This window comes from Marixanthomonas ophiurae, from assembly GCF_003413745.1.
In the GTDB taxonomy this organism is placed as follows: Bacteria; Bacteroidota; Bacteroidia; order Flavobacteriales; family Flavobacteriaceae; genus Marixanthomonas; species Marixanthomonas ophiurae.
On sequence record NZ_QVID01000002.1, the window covers coordinates 53,213 to 71,895 of the forward strand.

Consider the following 18,683-nt stretch of genomic DNA (forward strand, 5'->3'; position numbering starts at 1 on the left):
TTAATTAAAAATTACTCTATGAAAAATTATTTTACTTCAATTATCGTCATTTTTTTGGCGGTATTTGTCACAAACACATCATCAGCCCAACTTGTAACGAGTGGAGACGATGATGGATCTGACGGAACTTTACGACAAGAAATAGCTGACACCCCCGCAGGTGGTGAAATCACCTTTGGTGTTTTAGTAACAAATGTTACTTTAAACAGTGAACTTGTTATAGATAAAGAGTTAACCATTACAGGAGGATTATTAGGTGTAACGATTGATGCTGACGAAAATGGTCGCGTCTTTAATATAACTGATGGTCTTGTTACTTTAAACGATTTAACCATTACTAATGGTTTAGAAGAAGATGGTGGAGCCATTTATATAATCGATGCCGATTTAATTATTAATGACTCCAATATTACAAATAGTGAGGCTAACGGACCATCAGGTTCAGGTGGTGGAATATTTGTTGATACTGGAGCAAGTTTAACGGTAAATGATTCTGAAATTTCAGGAAACCAAGCGAATCGTGCTGGTGGCGGAATCGAAGATAACTCTAACAATGGTTTAAACATCATTCTTAATAACGTAAATCTTGATAACAATAATGCTGGGGTAGATCCTGCAACAGGAAACCCTGGAAACGGTGGAGGACTTCATATTACAGGAGCTGGTGATGCCGAAATTACGGGTGGTACTGTAAATGGTAATAGTGCTGAACTTCAAGGTGGAGGCCTTTGGAACGGTACTGGAAACATGACTGTTGACGGTACAACCGTTGATGGGAATTCTGCTGAAGGAGACGAAGCTACCGATGGTGGTGGAGGTATTTATAATAGCGGTGGAACGCTAGAAGTTTTAAATGGAGCTACAATTACCAATAACATAGCAGATGGAACATCAGGTTCTGGTGGAGGAATTTTTAATGACGAAGGAACACTTACAGTAAATGATTCTGAAATCTCTAACAACGAATCTAGCCGAGCTGGTGGAGGGATAGAACATAATTCTGCCAATGGAGGTAGTATTATGTTAGATACCGTAACAATGGAGGGTAACAGCACTGCATCGAACCCAGGAAATGGAGGAGCATTGCATATTAGCGGTCCAGGAGACTCTATGATTATGGATAGTACTATATCTAATAACACTGCCGATTTAGAAGGTGGAGGTCTTTGGAATGGTAGTGGTACCATGACAGTAGACGGAACTACATTAGACGGAAATACCGCAAGTGGTAACATGGCCGATGAAGGTGGTGGCGGTATTTATAATAACGAAGGTACATTAAACGTACAAGGAGCTACCATTACAGGTAATATAGCTGACGGCACCTCTGGTTCTGGAGGTGGAATCCTTAATAACTTAGGTACTCTTACAGTAAGTAGTTCTACTATTTCCGGAAACACTGCAGTTAGAGCAGGTGGAGGAATTGAAGAGAATTCTGTTGCTGGAAATACAGTTACCTTAAATAATGTAGATCTTGATGGTAATGTTGCTGATAGTAATCCAGGAAATGGAGGAGCGTTACACATTAGCGGACCAGGAAATGTTGACATTACTGATGGTTCAGTAACAAATAATACAGCAAGCCGAGAAGGTGGAGGATTATGGAATAGTGTTGGTACTATGACGATTGATGGTGTTTTAATAGATGGAAATACTGCCGAAGGAAATGAAGCACACGATGGTGGTGCGGGAGTTTTCAATAATGGTGGTACGTTAACTATTATAAATGAAACTGAAATTACTAACAACCTAGCCACAGGTACTTCAGCTAGTGGTGGTGGAATATTAAGCACAGATGGTTCTGTAAATATTACAGAATCTATTTTAGATTCCAATTCTGCAAATCGTGCCGGTGGTGCTATCGAAATCATTGATGGAAATTTAATCATTGATGACTCTGAATTAACAGCTAACGATGTTAATGGAGGAGCCGGAACTGCCAATCCAGGTAATGGTGGAGCAATTCACGTAACAGGAATGAGCGGTATTATCAATATAGACGAAAGTGATATTTTAAATAATGAAGCTGCCAATGAGGGTGGTGGATTATGGAACCAAAGTGGAACAGCGATGAATGTAAATACAAGTACCGTAGCTAGTAATTCAGCTCCAGATGGAGGAGGAATATACAACAACGGAGGAATGCTTGAGTTTAGGGCTTCTACACTTTCAAACAATTCAGCTACTGCAAATAGTGGTGGAGGATTAAACAACGATTCAGGTTCTGCAACGATACTTAGAAGTACGGTTTCAGGAAATGATTCAGCTGCCGATGGTGGTGGAATTTATAATAATGATGAAATGGATGTCAACGCAGTAACGATAACTTTAAACACAGCCGTTGGAGAAGGTGGTGGAATTGAAGCAGAATCAGTTGTATCAATTAAGAACACAATTGTAGCTGATAATACAGCGGCAAATGGTCAAGATGTATCAGGCTCTTTTTCTTCAAATGGATATAACTTAATAGGTAACGATGATAATGATGAGTTTCCTGAAGCTTCAAATGATATTGAAGGAATTGCACCAAACTTAGGTCCTTTGCAAGATAACGGAGGTCTTACTTTCACTCACGAACTTTTATCGGGTAGTGAAGGAATAGACGATGGTGATCCAGCAGATACTTTTGTAGATCAAAGAAACTTCAGTTTAGTTGGAAATCGCGATATCGGTTCGTACGAACGTGGTGGAGTATTAGGAGTGAATAATGTTGAAGCAATTTCAACAAGTACTATTTATCCTAATCCAACAAATGGAATTTTTACTATAGAAGTGGCAGATAGTGTTTCAGGAAAAGTTTCGGTGACTATTGTAACGGTTACTGGGAAAGTAGTAAAACAAACTACTGTTGAAACTGGAGCGAATCAAATTAACCTTAGTGGAATGGCAGCAGGAATGTATATTGTAAATGTACAAACTGAAAATGCTTCCACTTCTCATAAATTACTTTTAAGTAAGTAATATTTGATTGTTAAGTAAATTAAAAGCCACTTGAAAAAGTGGCTTTTTTTATGCATTTTGTTTAAATATAACTTTTGAAAACCTAATCTAAAAACCCTAAAAACTTCAACCCAAAAATAAAAGCACCATCGCTTCTGCCATTATAATACGAACGAACGTAATCCAGTCGTAAGAAGCGGAAGTTTCCAACACCTAGATTGTCAATACCTACTGAAAATTCGCTGTATGGCTTGTTGTTTTCAATGCTCAAAAGATGCGCTCCGGCTACCAAATTAAAGTTTAACTGATTAATACCAGGTATTTTACCTAGAATCCATCCTTTAAAATCGTGTTCTACATGTCCTTCAAAATAGTTTTTGTTGGTACTTAATTGGTAATATGGAAGCAAGTTGAATACATTGGTGTAGTTTGAAGAAGTACCTATTCGTGTTTGGTTACCGTTAAAGTGCTGGTAATCTACAAAACTGATATTATCACCATTAAAAAACGTTCCTCCATTTAAGCGGTATGCAAACTCACCTTTGTTACCTGTATTGATAGATTGAGATAGACTCGCTCGCAGTTGGCTGTAATTATAGTCATCATTTGAAGCGCCTAAACCGTTTTCAAAAGTTACAGAAAGCGCGGGATATTTATCGTTGCCTAAATTGTATTTTCCATCGGGGTAGGTCATATATTTTTGACCAAAGGTGATATCGGCTCTAATACCCGTTTTAAAAATATGATGTTCGTCAATCGCCGCATTATCAAAGTCTGAAGGATTCAATGGATTGTTCGAGGTGTACGAAACATCTTTGTTTGGGATGGTTACATAATCAGTGGTATTAAATAGTGGTTTCCGTTGTTCGTACCCAAAGTTGGTAAAAAGGCGCAGTCCGTTAAACAGTTCTTGGCTATAGGCTGCTTTGGCGTAATTCAATTCGTACACCTTTATGTAATTTCGTTCAAAGAAAAGGGTAGAAACTGTGTTTACAATAGGCGAAATAGGTTCTTCAGCATTAAATTGTTGTACTTTGCTTCCGCCGAAAAGGGATAAACGCAATCTATTAGTACGATTAAAGTTCTTGGTAATGCCTCCAGTAAAACGTAACCTATCTTCTGAAATTCCATAGTTTGCATCACCGTAAATAGAAAGCCATTCGGTTTGGTTTTCATCGTACCACTTAAAATATCGAAGTCCCGCACTCGCATTCCACCCTTGAACCGTATTGAAGTTAATACCCGGGAAAATTCCGTCATAACTCATGCTCCATTTGTCATAGCTATTCTTATACGAATATCCGGTGATTATATCTAACGGCTTCACTTTATTGGAAACGGCATCAACCGAGTCTAAATACGTTTTAGATTTCCGAAGTTCTTGAATGCTATCTTTTCTTACATAGTCACGCAATTCTTCATCCGTTAATGGTACGGGGCGTGTTCCTTTCCAGAAAAGGCTGTCCTTTTTATTGGCTTCTTCAGCAAAAAGAAGGACTTCATTTGTAAATGATTTTTTAGAAAACGGTGGTTGAAAATCGTAATTACTATACACGGCAATAAACTGCCCATCGCCTTGAAAGCCTAAGAATTTAAAACTAAAATCAATGGTCTGAGAGCGTTTTACCCAAGCCTCTGTATTGGGGTCGAACTTAAAATTTTGTTTAAACAACAGTTTATTTACCATCGGCACTTGAATAGCCGAACCAGTAGTATTAAGCTCCACACCATACAATTGCCAATCATCTTCTACAATATAGATGAAACCGTCCCAGACACGGTCTTTGGGGCGCTTTGGGGTTACTTTTACTTTGTTGATGAGCTTGTTGCCTTCGTAAAAAATTCCGTCGAGCTTGTACTGGTAATAATTAAACGCGTTATTGGCAATGGGCGAAACAATGGAAGCGTTGAGGTCAATCGAGTTTTTATAAAACGAAAAATTAGCATCTTGCGCACTATTAAAGCTAAAACCGTTGTCATTTCCACTTACTTTACTGGCGATAATCTTTTCCTTGAAATCATCGGGTTGTTGATAGGCAATTTCACTTATCGTTTCAGAAAGATAAATAATTCCCGTACGGGTAGAATCCAGAGCACCATCAAAATCGCCTACTTCTTGACCTAACACTTTTTCAGGAAGGTCTTCTACACGCCAAATGCCACGAGAATAGAAATCAGCAGTAAAAGCTGAAAGTTTATCAAGTGTTTCCTGTCGTTTGGCAATGGTTTCACGAATAATTCGATACGCAGGGTCTTCGTCATTGGAGACAATTACCTCGTCAAGGCTTACCGATTCCTCATCCATAGTAACATTTAAAACATAAGGAAATGAAGTGGCATTAATAGTTTTAGTCAGGGTTTTATAGCCTAAAAACTGAAAAATGACTTCATATTCAGTTGTTTCAGACACATCCAAACGAAAATTCCCGGTATCGTTGGTAGTAGTCCCTTTGTAGGAATCTTTTAAGTAAATATTTACGAAAGGAAGCGGATTGTCATTGGTGTCAGTTACTTTCCCAACTATTTGAGCTTGTGAGATAATGGTGGAAAGTAGGGCAATGGCGAGTACAAGTCTTGTCATAGATAGGCAGTTTTCTAGTAAGACGAGAAACTAATTGCTTTGTTACGGTTTTGTGCTAATTTCGAAATTAAAATGTGATATATTCTTTTAACTTGATAAAGTCTCACATCTAAAAGCGAAGCGGTTTATAGCCTTAGTTATTAAACGCTTTCTTAATCCTACTTAAATCTCGTTTAGTTTCTCGCTTTTTAATAGCTTCACGTTTATCATACTCCTTTTTACCTTTACACAGTGCGATTTGCAGTTTTGCTAAACCACGGTCGTTAGTAAATAATTTCAGCGGAATGATAGTCAAACCTGTATTTTTTACTTCTTTTTCGAGCTTTTTAAGCTCATTCCGGTTTAAAAGTAATTTGCGCTCACTTTGTGGATTATGGTTAAAACTAGTAGCATGCGAATATTCTTGAACCGTCATGTTAATAGCAAACAACTCATTGTTCTGAAACTCACAAAAGCTCTCGGCAATAGAAGCTTTTCCCTCACGTATCGCTTTAATTTCGGTACCTGCCAAAACAATTCCCGCGACGTAGGTGTCTAGAATTTCATATTCGAACCTCGCTTTACGGTTTTTAATATTTACATTTTTCTGAAGTGCCATAGAAAACAAAAATAATAAGTTTAACACTAGTAACCTTTTAAAAGTATCATAAGATTTTAAATACGATTGCGTACTTTTGATATTAAAATTACCCAATGAAAAAATTAGCCTTTCTTTTACTGCTCATCACGATAGTATCTTGTAAAGATTCGAAAACGGAAACAAACGATGCAACGAATTCTGAAGAGAACATAACAGCTCAAACCATTATAGATAAAGCCATTGAAAAGGCTTGCGACGGAAATTGCGACCACGCTGAAGTATCATTCACTTTTAGAGATAAAGTATATAAAAGCAAACGGTTACAAGGTGCTTACACGTTTGAAAGAATAACAAACGATTCTACCGGTCTAATTAGAGACGAACTGAGCAACGAAGGATTTATCCGCTCCGTAAACGATATCGTATTAGAGTTAGCCGATACAACAGCTTTAAAATTAAGCAATAGTGTAAATTCAGTTCATTATTTTGCACAATTGCCGTATGGATTAAATGCACCAGCAGTTCAAAAACAATTAATAGGAAAAGACACTATAAAAGGCGAGCCGTATTTCGAAGTAAAAGTGACCTTTACTAAAGAAGGCGGTGGTACCGATCACGATGATGAGTTTATGTATTGGATACATCAAAAAAACTTTACAGTAGATTATTTAGCGTACAGCTATATTGTTAATGAAGGTGGCATTCGTTTTCGCGAAGCTTATAATCCTCGCGTTGTTGAAGGAATCCGTTTTGTAGATTACAAAAACTATAAAGCTGAAGATTTAAACACCCCATTATCAGATCTTGACGATCTTTTCGAAAATCATAAACTACCTTTGCTCTCCAAAATTGAAAATAAAAACATAGAGGTAAAACTGCTTAATCAATAACAAGCACTTGCACTTTTGTTTTATCACCAACTACTGTTACTATGTATAAGGTACCGTTGTCATTATCATCCATATCTGGATAGCGATTTTCTTCTATAATTTTATTTACGAATTGGGGCGTCGTATTACTATGACCCACTACTAAAACGGTTTTACCTTGCGTTCGCATTTTAAAATCTTCACTATATAAATGATCGGGCGAATAAGGTGTGAGTTTCACATCGCTCTGTAACGATATAGCTGAAACTGTTTGTTGGGTGCGTTTATAGTCGGTTGAATAAATTTCATCAAATTTTACATCTTGAAACACCTTGCTCCATATAGCAGCACGAGCAATTCCTTTTTCGTTGAGGTCTGGGTTTTTATTGTCTGGGTTGGTTCGATCTTTTTCGGCGTGACGTATTAAATAATAGGTGGTAATATCTGGAATGTCAGTATTTGGTTTTGGCTGCTTCCTGTCAACACAGGAAAACAATAAAACGGATAGAATACAAAATGCAAATAGCTTTTTCATTTTTTTATAATTTTAAAATCTCACGTCTTGAGTTTCCATACTCAATACTAACAAAGTAAAATAACAATTTTTAAGAAACTTTGGCAATAAAATAACGAAGTGTCTATAAAATTTATAAATACGTTAGGTAAAAACCGTGGTATTGAAAGGTATCTTTATAGTATAAACAAAAAAACAAAATTATTATGAACTCAGATCAATTAAAAGGAAAATGGAACCAAATTAAAGGAAACGTTAAACAGAAGTATGGTATTGAAATGAACGATGAAGAAGCCTACTCTGAAGGAAAGTACGATGAAATTGTTGGTAAAATCCAAGAAAAAACGGGTAAAGCAAAGGAAGATGTTAAAAAAGAAATTGATAGCTGGTAGGCTAACCTTCAGTCTGTAAATGTTAAAAACCGCTTATTATAATATAAGCGGTTTTTTTATGCCCTTTTCCTAAAAGTTATAACTCTGTAGTAGTTTACTTTTTATTTTTCCTGTAACAAAAAGGGTGAAAACTCCCCCACAATTTCAAGTTTTAACCTCTCAAAAATTGTTTACAAGGTTTCTATGTTTGTAACGATGTATATTTCTATTGTAAACCCTAGTGACGTATGGATATTTGTAAAACACCTAAAACAAGGGTTTTATGCCGCTTGTTACATACGTGCAATACTTTGTAACATAGTTTATAGTCTAAATAACAAGGTAGCAGTAGTTTTAAAATATCAAAATAAAGAAACCCTTAAAAACTTGAATTATGAAACCCATTAAAATTCTCCTTACCCTATTTTTTGCCATAGCAATCTGTGGCACCTCAAACGCCCAATTTTTTAAAAAACTTAAAAAGCGCGCAGAAAATGCCGTGGAACGGACAGTGCTAAATAAAACGGATCGTGAAGTATCTAAAGAAACCGATAAAACCATCGATGGTGTTATAAAAGGTGATGGAAAAAAAGAAAAGACTAAATCAAAAGAGCTTACTGACGAGGAGAAAGCGAAAGCAGAGAAAAGAGCTATGTCCATTTTTGGAGGTGGCATGGAGGGCATTCCTGATACCTATAAATTTCAGTATGTAATGGATATGAAAATGACCTCCACTCACAAAAAGAAGGAAGAAATGACACTGCAATATTTTATAGAGCCTAACGCCAGTTATTTTGGTAATGCCATACCGAATGAGAAATCCAACAGTGTCATTGTGTACGATTTAGAAAATCAAGCTATGGTAACCTTTATGGATAATAACGGCCAAAAGATGGCGATGAAAATGCGTATTCCTTTAGAAGAAAAAATGCAGGAAATGATTGAAAAAACACAAAAAGGAGAAAACAAAGCTGCAAATACGGCTAATATAACACCTTTACCAAGCAAGACTATTTTAGGATATAACTGTAAAGGCTATTTAGTAAAACAAGATGAAGGCACCAGCAAAATCTACATTACGGACGAAGCTCCAGTAAGCTTTGTAGGTATGTTCGCCAACCTTGAAAAAATGCAAAAGAACATGAACACGGCTACCATTCCGTTTGGTAAAAACTCCTTGATGATGGAAATGGAATACACCTCCAACAAACGAAAAAGAGATAATGTACATATGATATGCACAGCGTTAAAAGAAAAGCCTTTTACTATAAATAAAGCAGAATATAGCGGAATGTAAAACCTGTTCAAACCAAGTAAATCATGAAAACACTTTATATAATATTAGGATTGTTTTTTTTAAATCTATCTACGACCTCATACGCACAAATAAGTGTTTTCGATATTGTTGAAGACGCCAAAAAAGAACGGGGCGATGCTACAGATAATGCCGAAGAAGATGCCGATGCAAAGAAAATGAAAGAAGGGATGCAAAAGTTTTTCGGTGGTGTTAACGAGCTTGAAGACTTACCAATGGAAATTAAATGTCTCACCTTAATGAAATCTCATCAAAAAAGATTGCTTACTAATCAGAAAGAGATCGATAATACAAAAGGTTGTAAAAAGACGAAAGACTTGCTTGAAATGCAAGCATTATTGGTACTCTCTGCAGGTACCCAAATTTATTGTCCAGACGAGTTTAATACTGATAAAGAATATTATGGCCGATTAATTTTGAAAAAAAAGTACGCATATTTAATGAGGAGCGGCTATAATTCTGAAGAACTTGGTAAAGCTTTTTATGTATTACAAAAAACATCGGAAGAATTTGGTAATCCTTATTCTAAAATAGCAGGAACGTTCCCTTTTATATTAAAAGAACTTCATGAAAGATGGATGAATGATCCAGACTCTGGTGAGTTAGATTTGGACACGATTCTAAAAATTGCTTTTAAGTTGAATGAAGAAGAGTGGAATGATCAGAAAGAAGAATATTTTTCAGAATTGATAGACTATATAACCTATTTTCATTCTCCTGAGTTTATGGCGAAACGTTCGGGCGAAATTAATTCATTGACACAAAGCCTTCCCTGCGAATAAAACCTAAAAATGAAAATCATCAATACATATATAGTTTTATTAATAACAATTTTGTTCAGTATCAATCTATACGCTCAAAAAGTGGAAACCGTCCGCTTGGAAGTAGAAAAGGAAATTCCCGGTGAAACGTTTTCAGATAATACTTTTGAAGTCGATTTTTGGGTACAGGTAGAAAGCTTTTCGGCCATCGACCCCGAGAATACCGAGTTACTGGAGCTAAAAGACGATACAGGGCAGGACCTGATTAAAGCGCACGAAAAAGGAGTACAAGCTTATGAAGAAGAAACCGAACGCCTGGCAAAAGAAGGTCGCTACCGGTTTTCATCTCGCACGGAAGCATTCATTCAACCAGATCAGTGGAAAAAAATGTACGATACCATTGGGTTTAAAGCCACCGTAAAATCAAATATGGTGGTACCGTCCCCCAAAGCAAGCAAAGTACATATTAAAATGAAAGTGGGTTATACTCAAGCTGCTGGAGAGGTTGAAAAATCGGCAACGGTAACCATTAATTCATTGGTTAATAAACCTTCAATAGAACTGCTCGGGACAGAAGTTTCTCTTACCGATACCAATAGTATGACAACCCAAGAGGGAATCAAATATTTTTTTTACAGCATTCCCGAGAACAAGGCACCAGTGGCAATTACTCGTATTGAACCAATAACCGAAGCCCTTAAAACTGCTATTGAAGAAACGAAGGTAAACAATAAATCAAACGAGTTTTTGGTAAAAGAAGGTGATAACACCAAGCCCGTTACCTTTAAGGTGTATTATCGAGAGGTAAAGAAAAAATCCCTTCTTATTGACAAATGGATAAGCTTGGGGCTTTAATAAAAAAATATAAACACTGAATTAAATATGGAAAAAACGATAACACGCTCTGTCTCTCAAAAAGTGTAAGGGACTTAAGCCATTATAAACGGGAAGAGGAGCCTGTTTATAATACGTGAGGTTAAAAAGGCAGGGCGGTTACCGTTTTAAATTTTAAACAATACAATTTACAATTATGGAAAAAACACAAACAAACACTGAAAAAGTAACAGATACCAATGAAGGAAAAACCATTGCAGTCATCTCATATCTTACCATTATCGGACTTATAATCGCGTATGTGATGAACAACGACAAAAAAACAGATTTTGGTGCCTATCACATTCGTCAATCCATTGGCTTGGCTGCTGCTGGGCTTGCTTTAGGAGTCGTTGGCCTCATCCCTGTATTAGGGTGGATTGTAAGTATTCTAGGAACCCTATTGCTTATTTATATGTGGGTAATGGGATTGATAAATGCGATGAATGAAAAGAAGAAACCACTGCCTTTTTTCGGCAACAAGTTTGAAGAATGGTTTAAAAGCATCTAAAAATAAGTTGTGATAGTACTAACTCCCCGGTTATACACTTTGCAATTATTGTGTTGAACAATAAAATTGGGAATTATGAAAATTTTAAAAATAGTAGTGATTCTGTTGTGCTTTGTAGGATGTAAGGATTCATTTAATAAAGAAACTCCTGTTACCAACGGTATTGTTCCTCTTGTAACAAACATGAGTACTTCAGAAAGTAAAAGTGAAAAGCAAACTGATGATAAAACAACTATAACGAACCAATCTGATGCACATTTAAAAAAGTACAGCATCACCAAATCCAATCAAAAAAAGTTTGAAGGATGGAGACATGGGGATGCAACCATTTTTTTGGTAACGCAGCCTTATAAAAGAAACAATAGAGAAGAGGTGAAAGTCGGGGAATTTCATAAAGATGGCACTTTTGATTTTAAAATGCCAAGTTCAGTAAATTTTGATACCACAGTTTCCAACTTTTTTAAATGTGAAGGGACTGCATCTACTGAGAAAACAGATTACAAAATGCCAAAAACGGGAGTGATTCCTGTTTTTTTCAGCATAAAAAAAAACGAAAACGAAATAGGGGTTTTAAGTTTGGCTACTTCAAGGCAACAGGTGTATAATAATTCGCCTTTTGGTAAATACCATGGCCATCCTGGATATCGATTACAATTTTGGTTTGCTGAAGCGAGTACAGGAGCCTACACCATCTGCAAAAGAAACATTGAGGCAACCGATAACGCCGAAATAACCAAACAAATAGCTATTACAGATGTGTATGATTTATCCTTTAACCAAGGATGGAATTACGTAAAAACCGAAATAAAAGAAGACCAGATGGTGGGGGATGTTCCTTACTATAAAGCAAAAAAATATACCGTAGAACCATCGCTGCCAAACGATGTAAAATGGGTTTTTAAAGAACATTAAAAACAACAGATTATGGATTACGATCCTTCCAGAAGAATTTTTTTTCAGCAACTAATGTTAGCCGGTGCAGGAGCATACCTATTACCCATGTTCCATGCTTGTGATTCGGAAAAGAGTATCGATATCCCACCTGGAAAAGGAATACCTCCGTTTAAAACGTGGGAAGAAATAAGTTATGCCCTTTCTTATAGTCCAGATAACTTTATCGCAAAACGAGACAGGCTTGTTAAACAAAAAGACCCTAAAGCAATGTTCAGTTTTGTACGCGAGGAATTGTTATTGTTACCAAGTGACCATCAGTATTTAAGACGGATTAGTTACGGTACTATGTACGGTCTTGAACAGGGATTGCGCTGCGGAATGGCTACTCCAAGGGAAAAAGCCGAAATCTTGAAAAATATGCTTATCGATGCAGGTTTTGAAGCTCGGATAATGCAAGAAAATATATCACTTACTGAAGAAAGAGCAAAAGAAATACTGTTTAAAAAGAACAAGCCAAAATTCAGCATACCAGTAAACAGCAGCCAATACCGAAAATGGCAAAAAGAATTGGGAGCAAGCGAACAACAAGGAAGTTTTGAGCCAATGGAAAATGTAGTTCTTCAAGCAAAAAAATTGGCCAACAGTCTTTTGGAAAAAGCAAAGCCAGAACAACTAAAAGAAGATAATGAAAGCAAATTTTATTTTTCAAATCGTAATGTTCCCGGAGTAGCATTTAAAAAAGAAGACAAAGATGTTTATTTGCATTTGTTCGACCCTTCGGTGGAATATGGAGTGTTGCACCCCACTAATGAAAGTAAAAAAGCATATGATCTTGGTAAGTTTAAAGAAGAGGACTTTGATGTTACTTTTTCAATAAAAACAACCAATTCATTCGATATGCGAGAGGAAAAGGAAATCCTTTCTGCAGAATATAAGGCTTCTGAATTGGTGGGCAACCAACTGAAATTACAATTTTTGAACAACCTGACGTTCGAGGAGCAGGCCACACAAAGCATCAACAGTATAAGCACCTTTACACCAAGTATTGCTTTACAGGACTTAAACAAAGATGTTGAATACCTGCAAGAGCGATCTTTTGTGGGCGACCCAATTACGTTGGGAGGAGAAAATATTTTTGAAGAAGCGGTTCTCTTTTCTGAAGAAACAGCTCATGGCAAAATAGCCGGAACCCTCAAGGAAGTCGTTTCAATGAAAGTTAAAGCCAATCCCAAAGTGTTTCCGAATGTTGAATTGGAACTTACGCCAATTAATACTGAAGGAGAAGTAGTTGAAGGACTTTCAGCCAATAGTTTTCAAATTGAAGATAATAAAAATGTTGTTAGAGGAATTTTACGTAAAAATATCATAGCTCCAAAAATCCTACTTATTTACGATACTTCTCTAAGCATGCCAAGTAAATATAGGGGAAAAGGGATTAAAAAATTTCTACAACAAACACAAGAAGTTATAAGAGAACTTTATCCCAATTCCGATATAGAATTGATGGAAACAGGGTCGAATGTTTATACAACACATTTAAAAGCAGCCCAGTCCAATAAAAACCTTGTGCTTTATGCGACTGATGGCCATAACAACGATAAATTCAACCCCGATTATACAGAAATTTATGCCACTGGGGCACCAACGGTTTACTTGGCAGTATATGATGGTGCAGAAAAGTACATTGAAAAAGTTGCCGCTAATACTTCGGCAAAAATAATTCCTGCCGAAGACCAAGAAGCAACCATTACCGAAATACAAAAAATTGTGGGTGAAATAGAATTGGCACCTTACGTGTTTGGTTATAGCACTTTTGAAAAAGAAGGAGAACATCAAGTTGATGTATCGCTTTCTAAAACATCTATAAAAGCAGTTGATACCTACACCTTCCCTAAAGGAAGTGAAAACGCAGTGGGAAAACGTATTGTCGGGCTGTATCTTGATATAAAAGTGGGAAATCAAGGTGTTAAACGCCGTAATTTGGCTGGATATAACAAAACTATTCAATATAATGCGTCGCCTACAAAGCAAATGGCCAATGAAGTACATGAAATGTTATTGGGTAACATCACCTTTGCTTTTGAAAAAGCTGGAGCAACCACTTCGGTTCGTTTTTCAGAATACTTAAAAGCGCTGTTGAGTACCCGAAACTGGATGGAACCCTATTTAAAAGGTGAAACCGAAAAAGCATTCGAAAATTTTCAGCAAGGAGGATTCTATTATCCTTCGGTGTTGTTGAGTATGATGCAGCCCTTGGAAGAGTCGGTCAATGAAGAATCTGCAACGTACGTAGATGGCATGCGAGTCGGGGTTTTAAAGTTTAAGCCCGCATTATATTCAGAAAATTCACATTTATCTTTTGATTATTTACGTACTTCTAAATATCGAACCTTAACTCGAAATGGTAAAGAGTGGATACGAGCTAATGCCCAAAAAACTGCTCAGTTGGCATTGCTTGAAGCAAGGGCTTTCCCAATTAGTACGTACTCCCAGTTAAATGGTGAGCAATTAGTATGTAGTGAAAATCTACTTGATACAGACCGATATTCTTCTAAAACCTTAGGGGATGATTATAAATACTTTCGAGAGTATTTATTTAGGGGGTCTACACTAAACTTCTTTGATGCCTCAGCAAAAAAGAAAGCTTTTTGGAGCGTTGACCACTACTATGGTGAGTTATATGGCATCCTTCCAGATATGACCGGAGGAGGTGGCGAAAACATACAAGCACAATTAGAAAACCTACAAACAGTCGTAAATGAATATGAAAAAATAGTTGCCGGAATGAACATCGGTATGATGGCAGCCGGGGGCGGGCTTGCCTTAGGAGTCGTTGCTGCTTACAGTGTAACACTCGTTAAGCTCTACGCCTTTGCATCTGAAGCTATTATCCTTATGGATGCTTCAGGTCTCAATGACCAAGTAGCAAAGGCATTACAAGATTTGGCATGTAATATTTATAAAGAAATTCTGTATATGGGACTTGGTCCAGTTGGAACAGGAATGGCCGGCGTGGAAAACTTAATTGGTATGATGGGAGGTAGTCATTCTTTTGTTAAGTGTTAATATGATAAAATTTCTGAAAAACTAACTAACCAAATTTTTAGAAAAGGCCTTCTTTAGCTATTATAAAGACCCAAAAAAACACCCCGAAAATTATTTCCGGGGTGTTTCAACTAACCAACCAATTATAAAACGGAGCTTTTTTCTTGAAATATCTCAAAAATTAGGCAAGCTCCAACCCAGTTCAGTTATCTTCAACTAAATCTGTTTGATTTCGGAAAACGAGTCCGTCTTCAAAACTGTCAATTAAGATTATACTATCTGTCGTTACTTTTCCTGAAAGTATTTCTTTAGAAAGTTCATTTAAAACTTCCCTCTGAATCACCCTTTTTACAGGCCTTGCTCCAAATTGTGGATCAAATCCTTTTTCAGCCAAATACGCAATGGCTTCTTCGGTAGCATCGATTGTAATATTTTGTTTTGCCAACATTTTTGAAACTCCTTTTAGTTGAAGGCCAACAACTTGTTTTATGTCTTCTCGAGTTAATGGAGTAAACATAATAATGTCGTCTATTCGGTTTAAAAACTCAGGGCGGACCTGTTGTTTTAATAAACCTAGTACTTCAACCTTGGCACCTTGCATTGCAGTATCTGGATCTTTTACCGCTTCAAACTTCTCCTGAATAATATGGCTCCCCATATTACTGGTCATGATGATAATCGTGTTTTTAAAATCTGCCACACGACCTTTATTGTCCGTCAGCCTACCTTCATCCAATACTTGTAATAAAATATTGAATGTATCAGGATGTGCTTTTTCAATTTCATCTAGTAGTACTACAGAATATGGTTTGCGTCTAACAGCTTCGGTTAATTGACCGCCTTCATCATACCCAACATATCCTGGAGGGGCACCAACTAAACGACTTACACTGTGACGTTCTTGGTATTCACTCATATCGATACGGGTCATGGCATTTTCATCATCAAACAGGTATTCTGCCAATGCTTTGGCTAATTCTGTTTTACCTACACCAGTTGTACCTAGGAACAAGAAGGAACCAATTGGCTTTTTCTCATCTTGTAATCCAGCACGGCTTCGTCTAATGGCATCACTAACAGCAACAATTGCTTCCTCTTGACCCACCACGCGTTTGTGTAGTTGGTCCTCAAGTTTCAATAACTTTTCACGTTCGCTTTGTAGCATTTTGGTAACAGGAATGCCTGTCCATTTAGCGACTACTTCGGCGATATCGTCGTTTGTAACTTCTTCTTTAATTAGAGAGCTAGCGCTTTGATTTTCGGCGAGCTCAGTCTCTAATTTCGTTAAAGCTTCTTGAGCGTCTTTAATTTTTCCGTAACGTAATTCAGCTACTTTTCCGAAGTCACCTTCGCGCTCTGCACGTTCGGCTTCTAATTTTAAATCTTCAATTTCCTTTTTAAGATTCTGAACATTATCAACTACTTCTTTTTCGCTTTGCCACTTGGCGTTTAACTCATTACGTTCTTCTTTTAAATTAGCCAAATCTGCTCGAAGTGTCTTTAGTTTTGTTTCGTCTTTTTCACGCTTAATGGCTTCGATCTCGATTTCTAGTTGCATAATTTTTCGGTCTAACACATCCAACTCTTCGGGTTTAGAATTAATTTCCATCCTAAGTTTAGAAGCAGCCTCATCCATCAAATCGATTGCCTTGTCTGGTAAAAATCTATTAGTAATGTACCGTTCTGAAAGTTCTACAGCGGCAATAATCGCTTCATCCTTAATACGAACCTTATGGTGGGTTTCATATTTTTCTTTAATTCCGCGTAAAATAGAAATGGCACTTTCAGTGTCTGGCTCATCCACAACCACTTTTTGAAAACGACGCTCCAAGGCTTTATCCTTTTCAAAATACTTTTGGTACTCATCTAAAGTAGTGGCACCGATGGCACGGAGTTCACCACGGGCTAATGCTGGTTTTAAAATGTTAGCGGCATCCATGGCTCCTTGTCCACCACCGGCTCCTACTAGCGTGTGAATCTCATCGATAAATAAAACAATGTCTCCATCACTAGTGGTTACTTCTTTAATAACCGCTTTTAGGCGTTCTTCAAACTCTCCTTTAAATTTGGCTCCTGCAATTAGAGCACCCATATCTAGAGAGAAAATTTGTTTACTCTTAAGGTTTTCAGGAACATCACCATCTACAATACGGTGTGCTAGCCCTTCCGCGATTGCCGTTTTACCAGTACCTGGTTCACCTACCAACATTGGGTTGTTTTTGGTTCGCCGTGATAGAATTTGAAGGATTCTTCTAATTTCCTCATCGCGACCAATTACGGGATCTAATTTTCCGTCTTTGGCTAACTGGTTGAGGTTACGGGCGTATTTGTTTAAAGAGTTGTAGGTGTCTTCAGCACTTTGAGAAGTTACACGATCTCCTTTGCGTAATTCTTCAATCGCAGCTTTTAATCCTTTTTCAGTAACACCTTGATCTTTTAGACTCTGTGCAATACTGCTTTTTGATTTTAAGATAGCCAATAACAAATGCTCGATGGAAACATATTCATCGTTCATTTTTTTAGCTATAATACTTGCTTCGTTTACTGTTTTACCAGCTTCACGAGAAAGCATAATATCACCGCCTTCTACTTTTGAAAAACTTTCTAATTGTTTGTCTAAAACTTGTTGAAGTAAAGCAACATTTACGTTTAACTTTTTTAAGATAAAAGGGGTTACATTCTCATCTACTTCAAAAATAGCTTTGAGAATGTGTTCGTTTTCTATTTGTTGATGACCAAATCCTTGCGCTATTTGCTGCGCTTGTTGTATGGCCTCTTGGCTTTTTATTGTAAAATTATTAAAGTTCATTTTTATATATTCTTTTCTGAAGCAAACTGCTTCTCAGCGTTTTTTTAAATTAAATTTAAATATCCTATTTCAAAATATGAGCCACTTTAAAATTAAGACAAAATGTCTGTTACAGAACGATTTTTAACAGACATTTTGACTGTGTTTTGTGCTTGTTTTATCATATTTTTCAGAAAAAATAAAATGTTAGACTGTATCTTTGTGTAAAAATAAAACTATGGGATTTTTAGATATGTTCAAGAAAACAGAACGCGATATAGCAAAAGAAGAGATAGTTGAAACACCTTGGCATGTGCTTTCTACTATGGAACAGCTAGAAGAAATTATAGAAGAATCTAAAAATAAGCCTGTGGCTGTTTTTAAGCACAGCACCCGTTGTGGTATTAGCCGAATGGTGTTAAAACAGTTTGAGAAAAACTACGATCTCTCTGATGACCAACTGAAATTATATTTTCTAGATTTATTGCAAAACCGAAATATTTCAGACGAAATTGCAAATCGTTTTAAAGTACAGCATGAAAGTCCGCAAATAATTATTTTTAAGGATGGCGAAGTAGTTCATCATGATTCACATCAAGGGATTGATGCTGAACATTTAGCGCGTTTTGTTTAATTGAAAA

At 36.7% G+C, this 18,683-nt stretch carries 14 protein-coding genes; 10 read left to right on the forward strand and 4 right to left on the reverse strand.

All coding sequences use genetic code 11. The features are described from left to right. Positions 1–18: 18 nt before the first annotated feature. Entirely contained in the window at positions 19–2,961 is a 2,943-nt protein-coding gene (locus DZ858_RS10520) for a T9SS type A sorting domain-containing protein (protein ID WP_117159626.1), read from the forward strand. An 82-nt stretch (positions 2,962–3,043) separates the two neighbouring features. Here the strand turns inward: DZ858_RS10520 and DZ858_RS10525 are convergent, their stop codons facing one another. Beyond that, entirely contained in the window at positions 3,044–5,521 is a 2,478-nt protein-coding gene (locus DZ858_RS10525) for a DUF5686 and carboxypeptidase regulatory-like domain-containing protein (RefSeq protein WP_117159627.1), read from the reverse strand. Between the two features lie 133 nt (positions 5,522–5,654). Beyond that, positions 5,655–6,119, reverse strand: coding sequence for an SsrA-binding protein SmpB (smpB, locus tag DZ858_RS10530; RefSeq protein ID WP_117160419.1), 465 nt, complete (start codon positions 6,117–6,119; stop codon positions 5,655–5,657). A gap of 95 nt (positions 6,120–6,214) precedes the next feature. On the opposite strand from smpB, the gene DZ858_RS10535 reads away from it, so the two are divergent. Further along, positions 6,215–6,991 carry a DUF6503 family protein gene (locus DZ858_RS10535; protein WP_117159628.1) on the forward strand — a complete coding sequence of 259 codons (777 nt, stop codon included), beginning with the start codon at positions 6,215–6,217 and terminating at the stop codon, positions 6,989–6,991. On the opposite strand, the gene DZ858_RS10540 is transcribed toward DZ858_RS10535, so the two are convergent. Beyond that, the gene (locus DZ858_RS10540; RefSeq protein WP_117159629.1) at positions 6,981–7,505 is read right to left on the reverse strand and encodes a SixA phosphatase family protein; all 525 of its coding nucleotides are present in this window, start codon (positions 7,503–7,505) and stop codon (positions 6,981–6,983) included. The genes DZ858_RS10535 and DZ858_RS10540 overlap by 11 nt on opposite strands. Positions 7,506–7,690: 185 nt before the next feature. Between DZ858_RS10540 and DZ858_RS10545 the strand changes: the two genes are divergently transcribed. The 7 genes from DZ858_RS10545 (at position 7,691) to DZ858_RS10580 (ending at position 15,275) form a co-directional block, all read left to right on the forward strand. Next, on the forward strand, positions 7,691–7,876 hold the full coding sequence (locus DZ858_RS10545; protein ID WP_117159630.1) for a CsbD family protein: 186 nt from the start codon (positions 7,691–7,693) through the stop codon (positions 7,874–7,876). A gap of 373 nt (positions 7,877–8,249) precedes the next feature. Further along, a complete protein-coding gene (locus DZ858_RS10555; RefSeq protein WP_117159632.1) occupies positions 8,250–9,152 on the forward strand; it encodes a DUF4412 domain-containing protein in 903 nt (300 codons plus the stop codon). A gap of 23 nt (positions 9,153–9,175) precedes the next feature. Continuing rightward, positions 9,176–9,952, forward strand: coding sequence for a hypothetical protein (locus DZ858_RS10560; protein ID WP_117159633.1), 777 nt, complete (start codon positions 9,176–9,178; stop codon positions 9,950–9,952). A 9-nt stretch (positions 9,953–9,961) separates the two neighbouring features. Further along, entirely contained in the window at positions 9,962–10,786 is an 825-nt protein-coding gene (locus tag DZ858_RS10565; protein ID WP_147309591.1) for a hypothetical protein, read from the forward strand. Between the two features lie 175 nt (positions 10,787–10,961). Next, the gene (locus DZ858_RS10570) at positions 10,962–11,315 is read left to right on the forward strand and encodes a DUF4870 domain-containing protein (protein WP_117159635.1); all 354 of its coding nucleotides are present in this window, start codon (positions 10,962–10,964) and stop codon (positions 11,313–11,315) included. Between the two features lie 75 nt (positions 11,316–11,390). Continuing rightward, complete coding sequence (locus DZ858_RS10575; protein ID WP_117159636.1) at positions 11,391–12,227, forward strand: hypothetical protein; 837 nt, start codon at positions 11,391–11,393, stop codon at positions 12,225–12,227. A 12-nt stretch (positions 12,228–12,239) separates the two neighbouring features. Further along, the gene (locus DZ858_RS10580) at positions 12,240–15,275 is read left to right on the forward strand and encodes a hypothetical protein (RefSeq protein WP_117159637.1); all 3,036 of its coding nucleotides are present in this window, start codon (positions 12,240–12,242) and stop codon (positions 15,273–15,275) included. Between the two features lie 181 nt (positions 15,276–15,456). On the opposite strand, the gene clpB is transcribed toward DZ858_RS10580, so the two are convergent. Then, positions 15,457–18,063 carry an ATP-dependent chaperone ClpB gene (gene clpB, locus DZ858_RS10585; RefSeq protein WP_117159638.1) on the reverse strand — a complete coding sequence of 869 codons (2,607 nt, stop codon included), beginning with the start codon at positions 18,061–18,063 and terminating at the stop codon, positions 15,457–15,459. Between the two features lie 217 nt (positions 18,064–18,280). Here clpB and ytxJ point away from each other — a divergent pair, with 217 nt between their 5' ends. Continuing rightward, on the forward strand, positions 18,281–18,676 hold the full coding sequence (gene ytxJ, locus DZ858_RS10590) for a bacillithiol system redox-active protein YtxJ (protein ID WP_117159639.1): 396 nt from the start codon (positions 18,281–18,283) through the stop codon (positions 18,674–18,676). Positions 18,677–18,683: the final 7 nt, after the last annotated feature.